General features: G+C 76.1%; 14 protein-coding genes. 7 read left to right on the top strand and 7 right to left on the bottom strand.

Annotated elements, in window-relative coordinates:
• Positions 1-2: 2 nt before the first annotated feature.
• Both ACI78S_RS15655 and ACI78S_RS15650 read left to right on the top strand, forming a co-directional pair.
• Positions 3-4,823, top strand: a complete 4,821-nt coding sequence (locus ACI78S_RS15655) for a Pls/PosA family non-ribosomal peptide synthetase (RefSeq protein ID WP_456974898.1) — start codon at positions 3-5, stop codon at positions 4,821-4,823.
• 61 nt (positions 4,824-4,884) lie between these two features.
• Positions 4,885-6,015 (top strand): heparan-alpha-glucosaminide N-acetyltransferase domain-containing protein, encoded by a 1,131-nt coding sequence (locus tag ACI78S_RS15650; protein ID WP_456974896.1) that lies wholly within the window; start codon positions 4,885-4,887, stop codon positions 6,013-6,015.
• Positions 6,016-6,021: 6 nt separating this feature from the next.
• Here the strand turns inward: ACI78S_RS15650 and ACI78S_RS15645 are convergent, their stop codons facing one another.
• The 3 genes from ACI78S_RS15645 to ACI78S_RS15635 form a co-directional block, all read right to left on the bottom strand.
• Positions 6,022-7,692, bottom strand: coding sequence for an alpha-amylase family protein (locus ACI78S_RS15645; protein WP_456974894.1), 1,671 nt, complete (start codon positions 7,690-7,692; stop codon positions 6,022-6,024).
• Positions 7,689-8,678 carry a TIGR03885 family FMN-dependent LLM class oxidoreductase gene (locus ACI78S_RS15640; protein WP_456974892.1) on the bottom strand — a complete coding sequence of 330 codons (990 nt, stop codon included), beginning with the start codon at positions 8,676-8,678 and terminating at the stop codon, positions 7,689-7,691. Before ACI78S_RS15640 ends, ACI78S_RS15645 begins: the two co-directional genes overlap by 4 nt.
• Before the next feature lie 189 nt (positions 8,679-8,867).
• Positions 8,868-9,515, bottom strand: coding sequence for a hypothetical protein (locus tag ACI78S_RS15635; protein ID WP_456974890.1), 648 nt, complete (start codon positions 9,513-9,515; stop codon positions 8,868-8,870).
• Positions 9,516-9,578: 63 nt separating this feature from the next.
• On the opposite strand from ACI78S_RS15635, the gene malQ reads away from it, so the two are divergent.
• Genes malQ through ACI78S_RS15610 form a run of 5 tightly spaced genes read left to right on the top strand, consistent with a single transcriptional unit; the run spans position 9,579 to position 13,172 of the window.
• Positions 9,579-11,393 (top strand): 4-alpha-glucanotransferase, encoded by a 1,815-nt coding sequence (gene malQ / locus ACI78S_RS15630; RefSeq protein WP_456974888.1) that lies wholly within the window; start codon positions 9,579-9,581, stop codon positions 11,391-11,393.
• Positions 11,394-11,431: 38 nt separating this feature from the next.
• The gene (locus ACI78S_RS15625; RefSeq protein WP_456974886.1) at positions 11,432-11,728 is read left to right on the top strand and encodes a hypothetical protein; all 297 of its coding nucleotides are present in this window, start codon (positions 11,432-11,434) and stop codon (positions 11,726-11,728) included.
• Positions 11,729-11,758: 30 nt separating this feature from the next.
• Entirely contained in the window at positions 11,759-11,959 is a 201-nt protein-coding gene (locus tag ACI78S_RS15620) for a hypothetical protein (protein ID WP_456974884.1), read from the top strand.
• A gap of 3 nt (positions 11,960-11,962) precedes the next feature.
• The gene (locus ACI78S_RS15615; protein WP_456974882.1) at positions 11,963-12,349 is read left to right on the top strand and encodes a hypothetical protein; all 387 of its coding nucleotides are present in this window, start codon (positions 11,963-11,965) and stop codon (positions 12,347-12,349) included.
• A gap of 25 nt (positions 12,350-12,374) precedes the next feature.
• Positions 12,375-13,172, top strand: a complete 798-nt coding sequence (locus tag ACI78S_RS15610; RefSeq protein ID WP_456974880.1) for a DUF998 domain-containing protein — start codon at positions 12,375-12,377, stop codon at positions 13,170-13,172.
• Here ACI78S_RS15610 and ACI78S_RS15605 read toward each other — a convergent pair.
• From ACI78S_RS15605 to ACI78S_RS15590, 4 genes are all read right to left on the bottom strand, one after another.
• Positions 13,169-14,179 (bottom strand): Acg family FMN-binding oxidoreductase, encoded by a 1,011-nt coding sequence (locus ACI78S_RS15605; RefSeq protein ID WP_456974878.1) that lies wholly within the window; start codon positions 14,177-14,179, stop codon positions 13,169-13,171. The genes ACI78S_RS15610 and ACI78S_RS15605 overlap by 4 nt on opposite strands.
• Positions 14,180-14,514: 335 nt before the next feature.
• Positions 14,515-15,732: an amidohydrolase family protein gene (locus ACI78S_RS15600; protein WP_456974876.1), complete on the bottom strand. Its 1,218-nt coding sequence runs from the start codon at positions 15,730-15,732 to the stop codon at positions 14,515-14,517.
• A gap of 17 nt (positions 15,733-15,749) precedes the next feature.
• Positions 15,750-16,685, bottom strand: coding sequence for a DMT family transporter (locus ACI78S_RS15595; protein ID WP_456974874.1), 936 nt, complete (start codon positions 16,683-16,685; stop codon positions 15,750-15,752).
• Between the two features lie 105 nt (positions 16,686-16,790).
• Complete coding sequence (locus ACI78S_RS15590) at positions 16,791-17,534, bottom strand: SDR family oxidoreductase (RefSeq protein ID WP_456974872.1); 744 nt, start codon at positions 17,532-17,534, stop codon at positions 16,791-16,793.
• Positions 17,535-17,692: the final 158 nt, after the last annotated feature.

The raw sequence follows: 17,692 nt of genomic DNA, 5'->3' as shown, positions 1-17,692 counted from the left end.
GCATGGACCTCCGCCCCGCGACGCGGACCGGCCCGCCCTCCTCCGCCCCGGCGTCCCCGGACACCGCCGCGCCCGCGGTCCTCGTCGGGGACCTCGGCCCCGCCGGCGTGCGGTGGGCGCCGGGGCAGCGGCTGGAGCAGGTCTTCGAGGCCACCTGCGATCGGCGACCCGACGCGGTCGCGGTGGACGACGGCGAGCTGCGGCTGACCTACGCGCAGCTCGACGCCCGGGCGAACCGGCTGGCGCACCACCTGCGCCGGCTCGGCGTCGGCAAGGGCGCCCGGGTCGGCCTGCTGTGCGCCGACCCCGTGGCGACCTACACCGCCCTGCTCGGCGCGCTCAAGGCCGGCGCCGCCTACGTGCCCCTCGACCCGGCCTTCCCGCCCGACCGCTGCACCTTCATCGTCGAGGACGCCGGGGTGGACCTGGTCCTCACCACGGCCGGCGGCCGCGACCGGCTCGACGGCGCGGGGGTGCGCCTGCTCGACCTCGACGCCGCCGCCGCGGCGCTGACCGCGGAGGACCCCGGCCGGCCCGCGCGCGACCCGGCGGCCCCGGACGACGAGCTCTGCTACGCCGTCTACACCTCGGGGACGACCGGGCGGCCCAAGGGCGTGGCGGTGGCGCACTCCTCGATCTGCCACTTCGTGCGGGTGGCCGCCGAGGTCTACGGGGTCCGGCCCGACGACCGGGTGTACCAGGGCCTGACGATCGCCTTCGACTTCTCCGTGGAGGAGATCTGGGTCGCGTGGGCGGTCGGCGCGGCCCTCGTCCCCCGCCCGCGCGGTGCGCAGCTGCTCGGTGCCGAGCTGCACGAGTTCCTAGCGCGCCGGCGGGTGACCGCGCTGTGCTGCGTGCCGACCCTGCTGGCCACGGTGCCCGACGACCTGCCGGACCTGCGGTTCCTGCTCGTCTCGGGAGAGGCCTGCCCGCCCGACCTGGTCACCCGCTGGCACCGGCCGGACCGGCGGTTCCTCAACGTCTACGGGCCCACCGAGACCACGGTGACCGCCACGTGGGCGGTGCTCTCGCCGGACCGCCCGGTGACCCTCGGCCGGCCGCTGCCGGGCTACGCGGTCGCCGTCCTCGACCCCGACACCGGGACGGCGCTGCCGGCGGGCGCGCTCGGCGAGCTGGGCATCGCCGGCGTGGGCCTGGCCCGGGGCTACCTGAACCGCCCGGACCTGACGGCGAAGGCGTTCGTGCCCGACGGGCTGGGGCTGCCGGCCAACCCGTCGGGGCGGGTGTACCGCACCGGCGACCTCGTCCGGGTCGTCGACGGGGAGGTCGAGTACCACGGGCGGATCGACCTGCAGGTCAAGGTCCGCGGGTACCGGATCGAGCTGACCGAGGTCGAGTCGGTCCTGCTGCAGGTGCCGGGCGTGGCCCAGGCCGTGGTGGCCCCGCACGAGGGGCCCGCGGGGACCGAGCTGGTGGCCTACGTCTCCCGCCGGCCGGGGACGGGCCCGCTGGACACCGCGGCGGCGTACGCGCACCTGCGCAGCCGGCTGCCCGCGTACATGGTCCCGGCGTACCTCGAGGAGCTGCCGGTCATCCCGATGACCACCAGCGACAAGGCCGACCGCGCCGCCCTGCCGCCGCCGCGGGGGCCGCGCAGCCTCGCCGTCGACACCCCGTACGCGGCGCCGGGGACGCCGCTCGAGGAGAAGCTCGCCGCGATCGTGGCCGGCGTCCTCGGCGTCGACCGGGTCTCGGTCACCGCCCACCTCTTCGACGACCTCGCCGCGAACTCGCTGCTGCTCGCCCACGTCTGCGCGCGCGTCCGGGAGCGCCCCGAGCTGCCCGCGGTGTCGATCAAGGACGTCTACCAGCACCCCACCGTGCGCGACCTCGCGACCGCCGTCACCGGCCGCGCCGCGGTGGGCGCCGAACCCGCAGCCGTCGCCGCGCGGCCGGTCGGGCGGGCGGCGCGCTACCGGCACGTGGTCTGCGGGGCGGCGCAGGCGCTGCTGTTCCTGGCCTACAGCTGGCTCGCCGCCGTCGTCGCCGTCACCGGTCACGAGTGGATCACCACCGCCGACGGCGTCCTCGACTCCTACTGGCGGGCCGCCTTCTTCGGCGCCGGCACCTTCGCCGGCATGTGCCTGCTGCCGGTCCTGGCCAAGTGGCTCCTGGTCGGCCGCTGGCGGGCCGGCGACCGCTTCCCGGTGTGGGGCCCGCGCTACCTGCGCCTGTGGCTGGTCAAGACGCTCATGCGGAGCAACCCGCTGGCGCTGTTCCACGGCTCCCCGCTCAGCGCGCTGCACCTGCGGCTGATGGGGGCGAGGGTCGGCCGGGGGGCCCTGCTGCTCACCAACCACGTGCCGGTGTGCACCGACCTGCTGACCATCGGCGAGGGGGCGGTGATCCGGAAGGAGTCGCACCTCTACGGGTACCGGGTCGTCGACGGCATGGTGGAGCTGGGCCCGGTGCACGTCGGCGCGGGCGCGGTCGTGGGCGAGATGACGGTCCTCGACGTCCACACCGCGATCGGCGACGGCGCCGAGCTCGCCCACGCCTCCGCGCTGCACCCGGGGCAGTCGATCCCGGCGGGCGAGCGCTGGGTCGGCTCCCCCGCCGAGCCCGCCGGCGCGGCGCTCCCCCCGGTGCCCGGCGCCCGGGGCGGCACGCCGCGCCGGCTGGTGTACGGCACCCTGCAGGTGCTCACCGCGATGTTCCTCTGGACGCCGCTCCTCTTCGGCGCCCTCGGGCTCCTGCTGCCGGAGTACGACCAGCTCGGGCGGGTGGGCCTGACCGAGCCCGACTTCTACGCCCTGCACGTCGCCGAGGCCTCGATGCTGTTCTGGGGCGCCGCGGTCGGCGGCCTGGTCCTGGTCGTCGCCCTGCCGCGCGCGCTGCGCCGAGCCCTCGCGCCGGACCGGGTGTTCCGCCTCTACGGCTGGCGCTGGTCGGCGCAGCGCACCGTGTTCCGGTTCACCAACCTGCCGTTCTACACGGGGCTGTTCGGCGACAGCTCAGCCATCCCGCACTGGCTGCGGGCGCTGGGCTGGGACCTCGGCCGCCTGGAGCAGACCGGGTCCAACTTCGGCATGTCGGTGACCCACGAGGTCCCCACGCTGTGCCGGGTCGGCCGCGGCACGATGGCCTCGGACAACATCTCGATGATGAACGCCGAGTTCTCGGCGACGTCGTTCCGGCTCCGCCGCACCGAGGTCGGCGAGCACAGCTACCTCGGCAACGCGCTCGGCATCCCCCCGGCCGCCCGCACCGGCGCCAACGTCCTGTACGCCACCAAGGTGCACGTCCCGGTCGAGGGCCCGGTGCGGCAGGACGTGGGGCTGCTGGGTTCGCCGCCGTTCGAGATCCCCCGCTCGGTCGACCGCGACCGCGAGGACCCCCGCTTCGCCGATCCAGCGGTCCGCCGGGCGGCCCTCGCCGCCAAGAACCGCCACAACGCGGTGACCGCGCTGCTGTTCCTGCTCGTGCGCTGGGCCTACTTCGTCAGCACCACGCTGATCGCCGTCGTCAGCTTCGACCACCACGGCCGGCACGGCGTGCTGGTGGTCTTCCTCGGCCTCGTGGGCGTCGTGGTGTTCTCGACCGCGTACTTCACCGCCGTCGACCGCTGCTTCCGCCCGCGTCGGCCGATGACCTGCTCGATCTACGACCGCGAGTTCTGGCGGCACGAGCGCTACTGGAAGGTCGCCGGCATGGTCTTCGTGCAGATGTACACGGGGACGCCGATCAAGCCGCTGGTGTGGCGGGCGCTGCGCGTGCGGATCGGCAAGCGCGTGTTCGACGACGGCGCCTGGCTCACCGAGCGCAACCTGGTCGAGATCGGTGACGACGTCACGCTCAACCAGGACACCACGCTGCAGAGCCACTCCCTGGAGGACGGCGTCTTCAAGTCCGACCACGTCGTCGTGGGTGCCGGCGCCACGCTCGGCGTCGGCGCCTACGTGCACTACGGGACGACGATCGGCGACGGCGCCGTGCTGGCGGCGGACTCGTTCCTCATGAAGGGCGAGGCGGTCGGGGCCGGTCAGCACTGGGCCGGCAACCCGGCCCGGCCCGCCGCGGGCGGCCCGCCTGCCCCGCCGCCGGCTCCCCTGCCGGCCGCTGCCGGCGGGGCCGCCGAGGCGTTGCTGGCCGAGCTGCAGGCGGCCGAGCTGCAGGCCGCCGGGCGGCCCGCGCTGCCGGCCGACCCCGGTGTCCGGGTCGCGCTGGTGGAGCTCGCCACCTGCCGGCCGCGGCTGGCCGAGCTCAGCGCGCTGCTGTCCGCGGAGGAGCGCGCCACCGCCGAGGCCTTCTCCTCCCCGCACCGGCGCGAGCAGTGGGTCACCGGGCGGGCGCTGCTGCGGCTGCTGCTCTCGGCGGAGGACCCCTCCCGGGCGCCGGCGGACTGGGCGATCGGGCGGTCGGCGACCGACCGGCCGGTCGTGGCCGACGGGCCGGAGGTGAGCCTGGCGCACACCGACGGCGTCGTCGCCGCCGCGGTGGCCCGCGACCGGGCGGTCGGCATCGACGTCGAGCACCTGGCGGCCGGCGCGCCCGATCCGGTGCTCGACTCCGCGCTCACCGACGAGGAGCGGGCCGCGCTGCGGGCGGCGCCGCCGGCCGAGCGCCCGCAGCTGTTCCTGCGCATGTGGACGCTCAAGGAGGCCGTGCTCAAGTGCACCGGCGAGGGGCTCGCCGCCGGTCCGGAGCGGGTCGCCACCTCCCTCGACCCGGTGGGCGCGGCCGGCCCGGTGGTGGAGGCGGGGTTCGCCGGGGCGCCGGACTGCTGGCAGCAGACCTGGACCCGCTCGGGCCGGCCGTACATCCTGAGCCTCGTGACCGGACGGCGCGCGACGGGGACCTGAGGTGGGCCGGCCGGACCGGGTGGGGACGCCCGGCCCGGAGGCCCCCGGCCGGGTGGTGGGTGTGGACCTCACCCGGGGTGCGGCCCTGCTCGGGATGATGGCGACGCACGTGCTCGACACCTTCGACGAGGCCGGCGCGCCCACCGCCACGACGGTCCTCGCCTCGGGGCGGTCGGCGGCGACGTTCGCCACGGTCGCCGGCGTCGGCATCGCGCTGCTCTCCGGCGGCCGGCACCCGGTGCGCGGCCGCGCCCGCGCGGCCACCGCGGCGGGGCTCGCCGTGCGGGCGGTGCTGATCGCGGCCATCGGGCTGCTGCTCGGCCTCACCGACCACGTGCTGGTCATCCTCGTCTACTACGGCCTGCTGTTCCTGCTGGCGATCCCGCTGCTGGGCCTGCTGCCGAAGGCGCTCGCCGCGCTGGCCGCCGTCTTCCTCGGGCTGGGCCCGGTCCTGCTGGTGGCGCTCGAGCGGGGCGGGCGGGACGCCCCCCGCCACGGCAACCCCGACCCCGTCTCGCTGCTCACCGATCCCCTGGGCGTGCTCGGGCAGCTGCTGGTGGGGTTCTACCCGGTCGTCTTCTACGCGGGCTTCCTCTGCGCCGGGATGGCCGTCGGGCGGCTGGACCTCGGCTCCCGGCGGGTCGCCCGGCGGCTGCTCGGCGGCGGGGTCGCGCTGGCCGTCGCGGCGCGGGTGGCGTCCCACCTCCTGCTGCACCCGGGCGGCGGCCTGGAACGGCTGCTGGCCGAGCAGCCGTTCGGCGCGACCGCCCGGGCCGAGGCGCAGCTGCTGTGGAACCCGGACCAGGGCTCGTCGTGGTGGTACCTGGCGCTGGCCGCGCCCCACTCGCACACCCCGCTCGACGGCGCGCACGTGCTGGGGTCGGCGCTGGCCGTGCTCGGCGCGGCGCTGCTCCTGGCCCGGTGGGCCCCGACCCGGCGCCTGCTCGGCCCCGTGGCCGCGGCGGGGACGATGCCCCTGACGCTGTACACCGCGCACCTGCTGGTCCTGGAGACCGACGTCCTGGAGGACCGGCCCGGGACCCTCTACCTGCTCCTGGTGGGCGCCGCCCTGGTGGTCGCGGTGGCCTGGCGGCGGTGGCTCGGCCAGGGGCCGCTGGAACGGCTGGTGGCCGCGGGCTCGGGGGCGGCGCGGCGGGCGGTGCTGCGCCCGGGGGCCGTGCCCGCGGCCTGACCGCGCTCAGAGCAGGCGGCGGCTGCCCTCCGCGACCACCCGGAGCCAGCGGTGGCCGTAGCCCTCGAGCTGCAGCTCGGCCCCGCCCTTCTCCGACAGCGGCGTGGTGCACTCGCGCAGCAGGTCCTCCAGCCGGTGCGAGGCGTCGCAGCCGTCGAGGGTGAGCGGCACCGTGAGCGGCTCGGGACCGAGGTTGTGCAGCGCGACCATCGAGCCGTCGTCCCACCGGACGAGGTGCGCCAGCACCGCCGCGTGCGGCTGCTCGAGCAGCTCGAACTCACCCCACCCGAGCTCCGGGCACTCGCGGTAGCGGCGGACGAGCAGCTTCACGAACGACAGCAGCGAGTCGGGGTCGCGGCGCTGGTCGGCGACGTTGACGTGCTCGGGCGCGAACCCGCCGGTCACCACGGGCGCGGTCAGCCTCCGCGGGTCGGCGGTGGAGAAGCCGCCGTTCGGGCCGGAGGTCCACTGCATCGGCGTCCGGACGGCGTTGCGGCCCTCGGCGTCGAGGTTCTCCCCCATGCCGATCTCCTCGCCGTAGAAGAGCACCGGCGTGCCGGGCAGGGAGAACAGCAGGCTGTAGACCATGCGGATCCGCCTCGGGTCGCCGTCGAGCATGGGCGGGAGCCGGCGGCGCAGGCCGCGGCCGTAGACCTGCATCCGCTCCTCGGGGCCGAACGCGGCGAACACCTCGGCCCGCTCGTCGTCGGAGAGCTTGTCGAGGGTGAGCTCGTCGTGGTTGCGCACGAAGGTGGCCCACTGGCTGTCGGGGTCGACCGGCGGCCGGCCGGTGAGCGCGGTGGCCAGCGGCCCGGCGTCGGCGCGGGCGAGCGAGAGGTAGAGCGCCTGCATCCCGATGAAGTCGAACAGCATGGTCAGCTCGTCGCCGTCGGTGCCGCCGAAGAACTGCGCCTGCTGCTCGTGGGGCAGGTTGACCTCGCCGAGCAGCACCCCGTTGCCGGACCTGCGCCCGACCAGCGACCGCAGGTCGCGCAGGTACTCGTGCGGGTCGGGCAGCGCCTCGGCGCTCGCGCCCTCGGTCTCCAGCAGGAACGGGACGGCGTCGACGCGGAAGCCGGACAGGCCCAGCTGCAGCCAGAAGCCCATCACCTTGGCGATCTCGTCGCGCACCAGCGGGTTGGTGATGTTCAGGTCGGGCTGCTGCTTGTAGAAGCGGTGCAGGTACCACTCGCCGGTCTTCTCGGAGAACTGCCAGACGCCGTCCTCCTGGTCGGGGAAGACCACCTCGCCCGAGGTGTCCGGCGGCGGGTCCGACCGCCAGACGTAGAAGTCGCGGTAGGGCGAGTCCTTGCTCGCCTCGGCGGACCGGAACCAGGGGTGCTTCGCCGAGGTGTGGTTGACGACCAGGTCGGCGATCACCCGCATGCCGCGGTCGTTGGCCGTCCGGATCACCTCGACCAGGTCGCCGTGCGTGCCCAGCCGCGGGTCCACGCCGTAGAAGTCGGTGATGTCGTAGCCGTCGTCGCGCTCGGCGGTCGGGTAGAAGGGCATCAGCCACAGGCAGGTGACGCCGAGGTCGGCGAGGTGGTCCAGCCGCTGGGCGAGGCCGGCGAGGTCGCCGCAGCCGTCGCCGTCCCAGTCCATGAACGTCTCGACGTCGAGGCAGTAGACGACCGCGGTCTTCCACCACAGGTCGGACGTGTCGGTGATCCTCACTGCAGCGCGACCGCGGGCTCGGGGGTGTCGACGTCGAGCTGCGGCAGCACGTGCTCGCCGAAGGCGTCGAGGAAGGCGCGCTGCTCGACGCCGACGTGGTGCAGGTAGACGGCGTCGAAGCCGAGCTCCTGGTACTCCGCGATCCACTCGGCGTGCTGCCCGAGGTCGCTGGAGACCCGGACGACCTCGGCGACGTGCTCCGGCGTCACGTGCGCGCTGGCGAGCTCGAACGCCTGCGGGGTGTCGAGGTCCCAGCACAGCGGCGGCGGGAAGACGTTGCTCCTCCACTCCTGGTGCGCCATGGCCAGGGCCTTCTCCTCGTCGGGGTCGTAGGAGAGGTGCAGCTGCAGGGCGGCGGTGCCCCGGCCGCCGGCGTCGCGGTAGGCGGCGAGGACGTCGCGCAGGGTGTCGTGCGGCTGGTTGATCGTGACCAGCCCGTCGGCCCACTCGGCGTGCCGGCCGGCGGTGGCGGCGGTGACGGCGGGGAGGACCAGCTGCGGCGTCACCTCGGGCAGGGTCCAGATGCGGGCGCGGTCGACGGTGACCAGCCCGTCGTGGGTGACCTCCTCGCCGGCCAGCAGCGCGCGGATGACGTCGACGCACTCGCGCAGCCGGGCGTCGCGGACGTCCTTGCGCGGCCACGGGTCGCCGGTGATGTGCTCGTTCATGGCCTCGCCGCTGCCCAGCGCGACCCAGAAGCGGCCCGGGAACATCGCGCCGAGGGTGGCGATGGCCTGGGCGACGATCGCCGGGTGGTAGCGCTGGCCGGGCGCGTTGACCGCGCCGAACGGCAGCGACGTCGTCGCCAGGGCCGCGCCGAGCCAGGACCAGGCGAACCCGGAGTGCCCCTGGCGGGGGTTCCAGGGCGCGAAGTGGTCGCTGCACATCGCCGCGGTGAAGCCCACCTCCTCGGCGTGCCGGACCGCCTCCAGCAGCTGCGCCGGGTGGACCTGCTCGTGCGAGTTGTGGAAGCCGATCACGCTCACGCGCTCTCCCTACCGGGAAACGCGCCGGTCCGCAGGGTGCGGTGCGCTGCGCAACCAGTCGGCCGCGCCGGGATCAGCTCACCTGATCCGAACGGGTCCTCCCCGGCGCCGCACGGGTGACGCGGCGAGATCGACGATCTCGCACGCCTCGGCCGGCGAAAGCGTGCGAGAGCGCCGATGTCGCCGCGGTCAGGCCAGCAGGTCGGCGACGCGGGCGGGGGCGGTGACGACGTCGAGGTGGTCGCCGGAACCGTCGCCGGCGACCGGCCAGCCGCGGCGCGCCGCCTCGGCGGCGTCGTCGTCGTAGGCCGCCGACAGGTGCACGTAGCGGGCGCCGTCCTCGGGCCACGCGTCCGGCAGGGGGACGGCGACGTCGTAGAAGCCGGCCGGCAGCTCGTGCCCCTCCGCCTCGATCGCGGCCCGCGGCGCGGGATCGGGCACCAGCCGCGCGAACGCGCCCGGCCCCCACCACGTCGTCCACTCGGCGATCCGGCCGTCCCGCACGAGCGGCCGCACCAGCTCCCGCACCCGCGGCGACGGCGCCGTCGCGCCGGCCCGGGACGGCACCGGTGCGTCGAGCCACACGACCTCCCGGGCGCCGACGGCGACGGCGACCGCCGGCAGCGTCGGCCCGGCGCCGGAGAACCCGAGCACCACGTCGGCACGGCCGGTCGCGGTCGCGGCGGTCCAGCGGGCCGGCCAGCCCGCGGCGACGTCCACCGCCGCGCGCAGGTCCGGCACGACGACCGCGTGCCCGCGGGACCGCAGCTCCGCGGCCAGCGGCCCGAGGGTCGCCGGGCCCAGCAGCGGCGGGTGCACGAGCAGCCAGGAGGGCATGTCGCCATCCTCACCCCTGTCGCTGCGGGCATGGACCGGCCGCGACGGGGCAAGGTGCGGGGCATGACGCCGACGACCGACGCGTGGGGCATCGACGCCACCTGGCTGGACGCCAACGACGAGGAGCACGAGGTCGCGGAGGCGACCATCGAGCGGCTGCGGGAGATCATCGGCGAGCCCCCGGCCGACCTCGAGGAGCGCGCGCCGATCGTGGCCCGCCCCGGCGACCCCCTCGAGGTCGACGAGGCCGAGGTCTCCTGCGAGGACGGGCGGACCCGGCACGTCGACGGCCACCTGCCCGACGACTTCCCGCTCGGCTACCACCGGCTGCGCACCCCCGACGGGCGGGAGCGGCGGTTGATCGTCTCCCCCGGCCGCTGCTGGCTGCCCGACGAGCGCACCTGGGGCTGGGCCGTGCAGCTCTACGCCACGCGCGGCCGCGACAGCTGGGGCATCGGCGACCTCGGCGACCTGCGCGCGCTGCGCAAGATGGCCGCGCTGCAGGGCGCGGGCTTCCTGCTGATCAACCCGCTGCACGCCGTCGCGCCGACCACCCCGCAGGAGTCCAGCCCGTACCTGCCGGCCACCCGCCGCTTCCGCAACCCGCTCTACCTGCGGGTGCCCGAGGTGCCCGGCGCCGACAAGGCCGACGTCGGCGACGGCAGCGACCTGAACGCGGCCGAGCTGATCGACCGCGACGCGATCTGGGCCCGCAAGCGGGAGGCGCTGCGCCGGGTGTTCGACGCCGCCGGCGGCGACGACCCCGCGTTCCCCGACTGGTGGTGGCACCAGGGCCAGCCGATGCAGGACTGGGGCACCTGGTGCGCGATCGCCGACCAGCACGGCCCCGACTGGCACACCTGGCCCGAGCAGCTGCGCGACCCCCGCGGCCAGGCGGTGCGCGACTTCGCCGCCGCCCACGAGAAGGACGTCGCCTTCCACGTCTGGCTGCAGTGGTGTCTGAGCCGCCAGCTGGACGAGGCCGCGCACGGCATGACGGTGATCCAGGACCTGCCGATCGGGGTGGCCGGCGGCGGCGCCGACGCCTGGACCTGGCAGGACGTCCTGGCGCAGGGGGCCAGCGTCGGCGCGCCGCCGGACGCCTTCAACTCCCAGGGCCAGGACTGGGGCTCGCCGCCGCTTGTCCCCTGGCGGCTGCGGCTGGCCGACTACGAGCCGTTCGTCCAGTCGATCCGGGCGACCATGGCCGGCGCCGGCGGGCTGCGCATCGACCACGTCATGGGCCTGTTCCGGCTGTGGTGGGTGCCCGGGAACGGGAGCGCCGCCGACGGCGCCTACGTCCGCTACCCCGCCGAGGACCTGCTCGACATCGTCGCCCTGGAGAGCCACCGGGCGCGGGCGCTCGTCGTCGGGGAGGACCTCGGCACGGTCGAGGAGGGCGTCCGCGAGGCCCTGGCCGAGCACGCGATCCTGTCCTACCGGCTGCTGTGGTTCGAGGACGACGACCCGGCGCAGTGGCCGGAGGCGGCGATGGCCGCCGTGACCACCCACGACCTGCCCACCGTCGCCGGGCTGTGGACCGGCGCCGACGTCGAGGAGCAGCGCGAGCTCGGCACCGGCAGCGCCGAGGAGCTGCAGAGCGGCCGCCTCGCCCTGCTGCGCAAGCTCCAGGGGGTGCGCGGCAACGCACGGCCCGCGACCGCGGTCCGCCGTGCCTACGAGCGGCTCGCCACGGCGCCGAGCCTGCTGCTCTCGGCCACCCTCGAGGACGCCGTGGGCGAGGTGCGCCGTCCCAACATGCCGGGCACCACCGAGCGGCCCAACTGGTCGCTTCCGCTGCCCGTCCCCGTCGAGGACCTGCCCGGCCACCCGCTGCTGAAGGAGATCGCCGGCGCCCTGGCGGCACGCCGGTCCTGAGTCGAACGCCTGTTCGAGCCGCGTGCCACACTGCCGGGGTGGCGGGTGGCATGTACCGGGGGGCGGGGCGGTCACTGGGCGAGCGGGCGGCCGAGTCCGGCGTCCGGCCCGGCCCGCCGCCCGCTGCCCCGGCCCGCTCCCGCGAGGACGCCGAGGGCCGGCACTGCTGGGTGCGCGACCCGCCCGACTTCCCCGGGACGTGGCCGGGGCTGCTGGTCGAGTGGCGCCGCCGGGACGGCGTCTGGCAGGGCCGGGTCGTCTACACCGTGCCCGGCCCGCACGGCCCGGTGCTGGTGGAGGCGTGGTTGCCGGCCGCACGCCTGGAGCCGCGTTAGCCCCGCGGCCGTCCGGGCTATGGCTCGATCATGACCACACCGGACCGACCCACGCTCGACGACGTCATGGAGACCACGGAGTCCGCGCCGCGGGACCGCGAGCAGCACGCCAAGGGCTACGACCGGCCCGACGACGACGTGCTGCAGCACCGCACCGAGCAGGAGCGGCAGCTGGTCGGCTCCGACGACGCCGACCCGGCCGGCGCGGAGGACCACTCCGCCGCGGAGTGACCCGTGGCGCGCCTGACGGCCGGCGACATCGCCTGCTGGGTGCTGAAGACGGCGGGCGCGCCACCACCGGCGGCCGGGGAGACCACCCGCTGCGTGCGCCGCTCCTACCGGCTCGAGCTCATGGCGCCCGGGCAGCCGTGCCTGCTGTGGCGCAGCGGCCGGGACCGGCCGGGGGTGCACGCCCTGGGCGTGCTGACCGGCCGCGTGCGCGCCGGCGACGGCGGGCCGGTGGTGCCCGTGCGCTTCACGCCCCTGGCCGAGCCGGTCGACCGCGCCGACCTGCTCGCCGACCCCACCTTCGCCGGCGCCGAGGTCGTGCGGATGCCGGCGGGCAGCAACCCCTCCTGGCTGTCGCCGGCCCAGTACGCCGCCGTGCTCGCCCGGGTCTGACTCCGTCCCCTGGGACCATGGGGCGGTGATCGCGAACCGGCTCCGCTACGGGGCGCTCCTCTGGCTGCTGACCCTCCAGTTCTTCGTCGTCGAGACGATCGCGCAGCTGCGGTGGCCCGGTCCGTACTCCCGCCTCGACCAGGTCGTCAGCGACCTGGGCACGGCCCTCTCCCCCGCGCGGTCGCTGATGAACGCCTCGTTCGTGGTGCAGGCCGCGCTCATCCTCGGCGGGACGCTGCTGCTCGCCCCGGCGCTGCGCAGCACGGCCGGCACGGTCGCCCGTGTGCTGCTCGCCGTCGCCGCGGCCGGCGTGCTGCTGGTCGGCGTCTTCCCCTCCGACGGCAACGCCACGCTGCACGCCGTCGGCGCGGTGGCCCACCTGCTCGGCGGCTGCCTGGCCGTCATCGCCCTGGCCTACGCCGTCCGCCGGCGGTCGGAGGCGGTGGGCACGACGCTCGCGCTGCTGGGCCTGGTGGGCACCGGCCTGACGATCTTCTTCTTCACCGGGGTCGTGGAGTGGCTGGGCGAGGGCGGCACCGAGCGGGTCGGCGCCTACGTCATCCCGATCGGGCTGGCCCTCGCCGGGATGGCGCTGTGGCGGTTCGGCGCCGACGACGCGGCGGACCCGCGGCGCGCGGCGAAGGAGCAGGAGCGCGCCGAGCGGGCCGAGCAGGCCCGGCGCCGCGACGAGGCCCTGGAGGCGGCGGCCGCCCGGCAGGCCGCCGAGCGCCGCACCGCCGATCCGGCCGACCCCGCGGCGGCCGGCGAGCCGGACGACCCCGAGGACCTGTGGGCGGCCACCGAGCGGGAGGACCGCCGCTAGCTCCCGGTGATCGTCAGGACGTCGGACACCGGCCGCCGGCCGCTGGTGACGGGCGTGAGGTCCGCCGGCGGGTAGCCCATGCGCAGCAGCATCTGCGGGTAGCCGACGAGCGACAGCCGCTGCCGCAGGCGGGCGCGGGCGGCCGGCCAGTCCAGCGCCTGGGTGAGCGGCGAGGCCACCAGCCCCTCCGCCGTCGCCAGCAGCAGCACCCGGCCCAGGGCGCGCCCGGCATCCAGCCACGCCGTCCGGTCGTCGCTCTCGGTGCCCATGAGCACCACCGTCGGCCGCTCCACCTCCGGCGGGGGCGCGTCCGGGTCCTGGTCGGCGCGGAACAGCGGGTGCTCGTGCGAGCCGACGGCGAAGTCGCGGACCAGCCAGTTCGACGGCCGGTCCCGCGGGTCCCCGGCCGGCACGGCCTCCAACGGCACGCCGTCGACGGCCGTCGGGTCGGTGCGCAGCCAGCTCTCCAGCTCCTCCAGGTACGCCGGGTCGCCCTGCTCCACCTCCTCGGCCTGGGAGAGCAGGAACACCGTGGCGGTCTCCTCCTCCGAGCGCGTGATCGCCTTGACCCACAGCCCGTAGCCGCCGGCCTCCCGCTGCAGCCGGTCGAGCAGCTCGCCCGGAACGGCCCGCGGCTCGAACGCGGCCCGCACCGTGTGCCGCCGCGGGATGGCGTCGGCGAGGGCGCGGTCCTCGTCGGTGGGGGTGGCCGGGCCGGTCACGCGCAGGGCGGCCAGGTGGTCCTCGTCGGCCGGGTCGGGCAGCAGCTCCACCTCCACGGCGGAACCGGCGGCGCGCAGGGCCACCTCGGCGAAGGCCACCGCGCTGCCGCAGCTGATGACCTGCTGGCGGCGGCTCGGGTCGAGCACCGGCAGCGCCCGCTGCGGGTCGTAGTGGACGTCGAGCCGGTCCGGCGCGGCGGTGAACCGCCACGGCTGGGTGTTGTGGACGGACGGCGCCCGCGTCGCGGCACCCACGACCTGCGCCCAGTCGATCTCCTGCACCATGCCAGCCTGCCTCCCGGGTCGATCGGCTCCGCTAGGTCCTTGGTCCCGACGCATCGTTGCGAAACGCCCGGGTGTGGGGCGCCGCCCCCGCGGTCAGGACCAGGCCATGACGGGTGCCGGATCGCTGGACGCCATCCCCGTCGACGAGTGCTACGAGCTGCTGGGCGCCCACGAGGTGGGGCGGCTCGGCGTCATCGCCGGCCACGCCCGCTGATCATCCCGGTCGACCACACGAGGTGACCGGACGCAGGATCGTCCCCGGCCGGCTGCCCCGGGGCGTCGACGAACGCGCCCACCTCAGAAGGAGGACCACCCCTCCCCCACGCTGCGCACGCTCAGCGCGGGGCCCCGGAGGGCGGCCGTTCCAGCACCTCACCGGACCGGACGACCGCGCGCGGCGGGTCGTGCCGCGCCAGCAGGTCGACGGTGCGGGCCGCGTCGTGCACCAGCAGGTCGGCGGGACCGCCCGCGCGCAGGCCGTAGCCGTCCAGCCCGAGCACCCGGGCCGCCGACGTCGTCACCAGGTCGACCAGCACCTCCTGCTGCGGACCGGAGCGCATGTCGAGCAGGTGCGCGGCGAGGAAGGCGACCTCGAGCAGGTTGTGCCGGCCGAACGGGTAGAACGCGTCCTCGATGTCGTCTTGGCCGAGCGCGACCGCCACGCCGGCGGCCAGCGCCCGCTCGACCGGCAGCGCCACGGAGCCGGTGTGCGGATCGCTGACCAGCCCCAGCCCGGCCCGCCGGACCAGCGCGAGCGCGGCGGCCAGCCGGTCGTCGTCGTAGTGGCCGAGGGCGCGGGCGTGGCAGGCGACCCCCCGTCCGGCGAGCCCGTGCCGCAGCATCGCCTCGGCGAGCATGCCGGTGGTCCCGTAGCGCGGGTCGGGGGCGTCGTCGGTGAGCATCGCGACCGGTAGGCCGCGGCGGGCGGCGAGGGCGCAGGCCCACTCCACGTGCGCGCGCTGGTCGTCGGGCGTCGCCTCGATCCAGGGGATGCCGCCGACGACGTCCGCGCCCAGGTCGAGCGCCTGCTCGACCAGCTCGGCCGCGCCCGGGTCGCGCAGGACGCCGTCCTGGGGGAAGGCGACGACGCGGACGTCGACCCGGCCGGCGAACTCCCGCTTCGCGGCCAGCACGGCCTGGACGCCGGTGAGCCCGGCGGCGGTGTCGACGTCGGCGAAGGCCTGGACGTGCAGCACCCCGTGCCGCAGGCCGTCGTCCAGCGCCCGGCGGATGTTCGGCAGCAGCCGCTCCACCGTGTAGTGCCGCTTGACCGCGCTGGCCAGGTCGATCGCGGCGGCCGAGCCCGCCATGCCGGCGACGGTGTAGGCGCGCAGCGCGGCATCGCCCGCCAACGGCAGCGTGCGGACCTTGTCCAGGTGCAGGTGCGCGTCGACGAAGGGCTCGGTGACCAGACCGCCGTCGGCGGCGACCACCTCCGCCCCCGCGGGCACCGGCCGCTCCCCCGCGGGCACGAGGGCGGTGACCGTGCCGCCGTCGCAGTGGACGTCGACGACGCCGCCGCCGCGCAGCCGCGCCCCGGTGATCACCAGCACGTCGTCATCCTGGCGGGTCAGGACGTCGTCGCGGCCTCCTGCGGCACCGGTACCGGCGGGCGCGGGCGGGCCCGGCGCCGCGAGACCGCGACCCCGAGCAGGCAGACCGCGCCACCCACCACCGCGAGCACCGGCGGGACCTCGTCGAGGAGCAGCCAGCCCATGAGGATCACCAGCGGCGGCACCACGTAGGTGGTGACGCCGAGCCGGCCGGCGTCGGTGCGGGCCAGGGCGTAGGCCCAGGTGCTGAACGCCAGGGCGGTGGGGACGACGCCCAGGTAGACCATGCCGGCGATCGAGCCGGCCGAGGCGCTGCCCAGCTCGCCGACCAGGGCGCCGGACCACGGCAGGCAGCAGACCGTGCCGATCGCGCAGGCGGTGGCGGTGACCTGGAGGCCGGGCAGCCGGCGCAGCACCGGCTTCTGCGCCACCACGCCGATCGCGTACGTGAGCGCCGCCACCAGGCAGAGCACGACCCCGAGCAGGTCGGCCTCGGCGCCGCGGGTGGCCACCCCGATGAGGACGACGCCGGCGAAGGCGACCGCCATGCCGACGACCAGCCACCGCGGGAAGCCCTCGCCGAGGATGATCCCGGCGAACACCGCGATGAGGATGGGGCCGACGTTGACCAGCATCGCCGTGGTGCCGGCGTCGAGGTGGTGCTCCGCGGCGTTGAGGGCCAGGTTGTACACGCCGAACCACCCGACCCCGCAGACCACGAGCAGCCGCCACTCGCCGGCCGTCGGGCGCACCCACCCGCGCCGGGTCAGCAGCAGGCCGAGCACCAGCGTGCCGATCAGGAGCCGGCCCAGCGCCAGCGCGCCCGGCGAGAGGTCGTCGCGGACGCCGCGGATGCCGATGAACGCCGACGCCCACGCGACCACGGTGACGGCCACCGCGGCCAGGACGGGGGCGGTGCGTGCCGGTGCGGTGCGTGCTGGTGCGGAACCCACGGCCGGACCCTAGGTGGCGGTGCCGACGGTCCTCCGGCGGGTTCCGGACGTCGACGTCGTCCTGGCGCTCCCGGTGCGGAGGTCGGCAGTTTCCCTGCGGTCGCGCTACCCGTGCAGGTGCTCGCCGTAGGTGCGCCGGCCGCGCTCGCCCGACGTCGGCAGCGCGGCGCCCTCGCGGACGGCGGCGCTGAGCCTGCCCGGGATGGGGGTGGCCACGACGTGCGCACCGGGCTCGCGGACGGCGGCGTAGGCCCGCGCGAGGTCGGCGACCGCGAGTTCCTCCGGCCCCGCGTACTCGACGACGCCACCGGACGGCGGGCGGCCGACGACGTCGGTGACGTGCTCCGCCACCTCGCCTATGTCGACCGGCTGCACCCGCCAGCCCATCGGCACGGGCAGCACCGGGCCCTTGCGCGCGGAGGCCAGCAGGTCGTCGACGAAGGTGTGGAACTGCGTGACCCGCAGCAGGGTGACCGGCAGGCCGGAGGCGAGCAGCACCTGCTCCGCGGCGAACTTGGCGCGGTAGTAGCCGAACGGGATCCGGTCGACGCCGACGATCGACACGTAGACCAGGTGCCGCAGCCGGTCGCGGTCGACCGCCTGGACGAGCCGCCGGGTGCCGGCGACGTCGACCTGCAGGCTGTCGCGGGGGTCGCTGGCCGTGTGCACGACGACCTCGGCGCCGCGGACCGCCTCGGGCAGGTCGCGGCCCGTCGTGAGGTCGGCGCGGACGCCGCCGGGGCCGGCGCCCCGCCGGGACATCTGCTTGACCGTGTGGCCGGCCCCCTGCAGGGGGGCGATCAGCCGTTGCCCGAGCCGTCCGGTTCCTCCGGTGACGAGTACCTCCACGCCCCGCAGTCTGACCGGCGTCCCTGTGCCGGCGCACCCCTCACCGCCCCGGCGCGCCGTCCCCGCAGCCGCGGATCCCTCCATCCGCGCGGGCCGGCGGCCCAGAACTGTCGTACCCGGTCCGTGGGTCCGGGGTGTGCCGCGGACCTCGGGCTCCT

It is taken from the genome of Geodermatophilus sp. SYSU D00815, assembly GCF_054050035.1.
Note: the sequence above shows the minus strand (reverse complement) of the source record. Positions and strands in the feature narration are given on the sequence as shown.

What these genes read in the sequence shown, in the direction of transcription:
- ACI78S_RS15620 (WP_456974884.1), top strand. Translation starts at nt 11,759, where the DNA reads ATGACCACACCGGACCGACCCACGCTCGACGACGTCATGGAGACCACG.
- ACI78S_RS15605 (WP_456974878.1), bottom strand. Translation starts at nt 14,179, where the DNA reads ATGGTGCAGGAGATCGACTGGGCGCAGGTCGTGGGTGCCGCGACGCGG.
- malQ (WP_456974888.1), top strand. Translation starts at nt 9,579, where the DNA reads ATGACGCCGACGACCGACGCGTGGGGCATCGACGCCACCTGGCTGGAC.
- ACI78S_RS15635 (WP_456974890.1), bottom strand. Translation starts at nt 9,515, where the DNA reads ATGCCCTCCTGGCTGCTCGTGCACCCGCCGCTGCTGGGCCCGGCGACC.
- ACI78S_RS15655 (WP_456974898.1), top strand. Translation starts at nt 3, where the DNA reads ATGGACCTCCGCCCCGCGACGCGGACCGGCCCGCCCTCCTCCGCCCCG.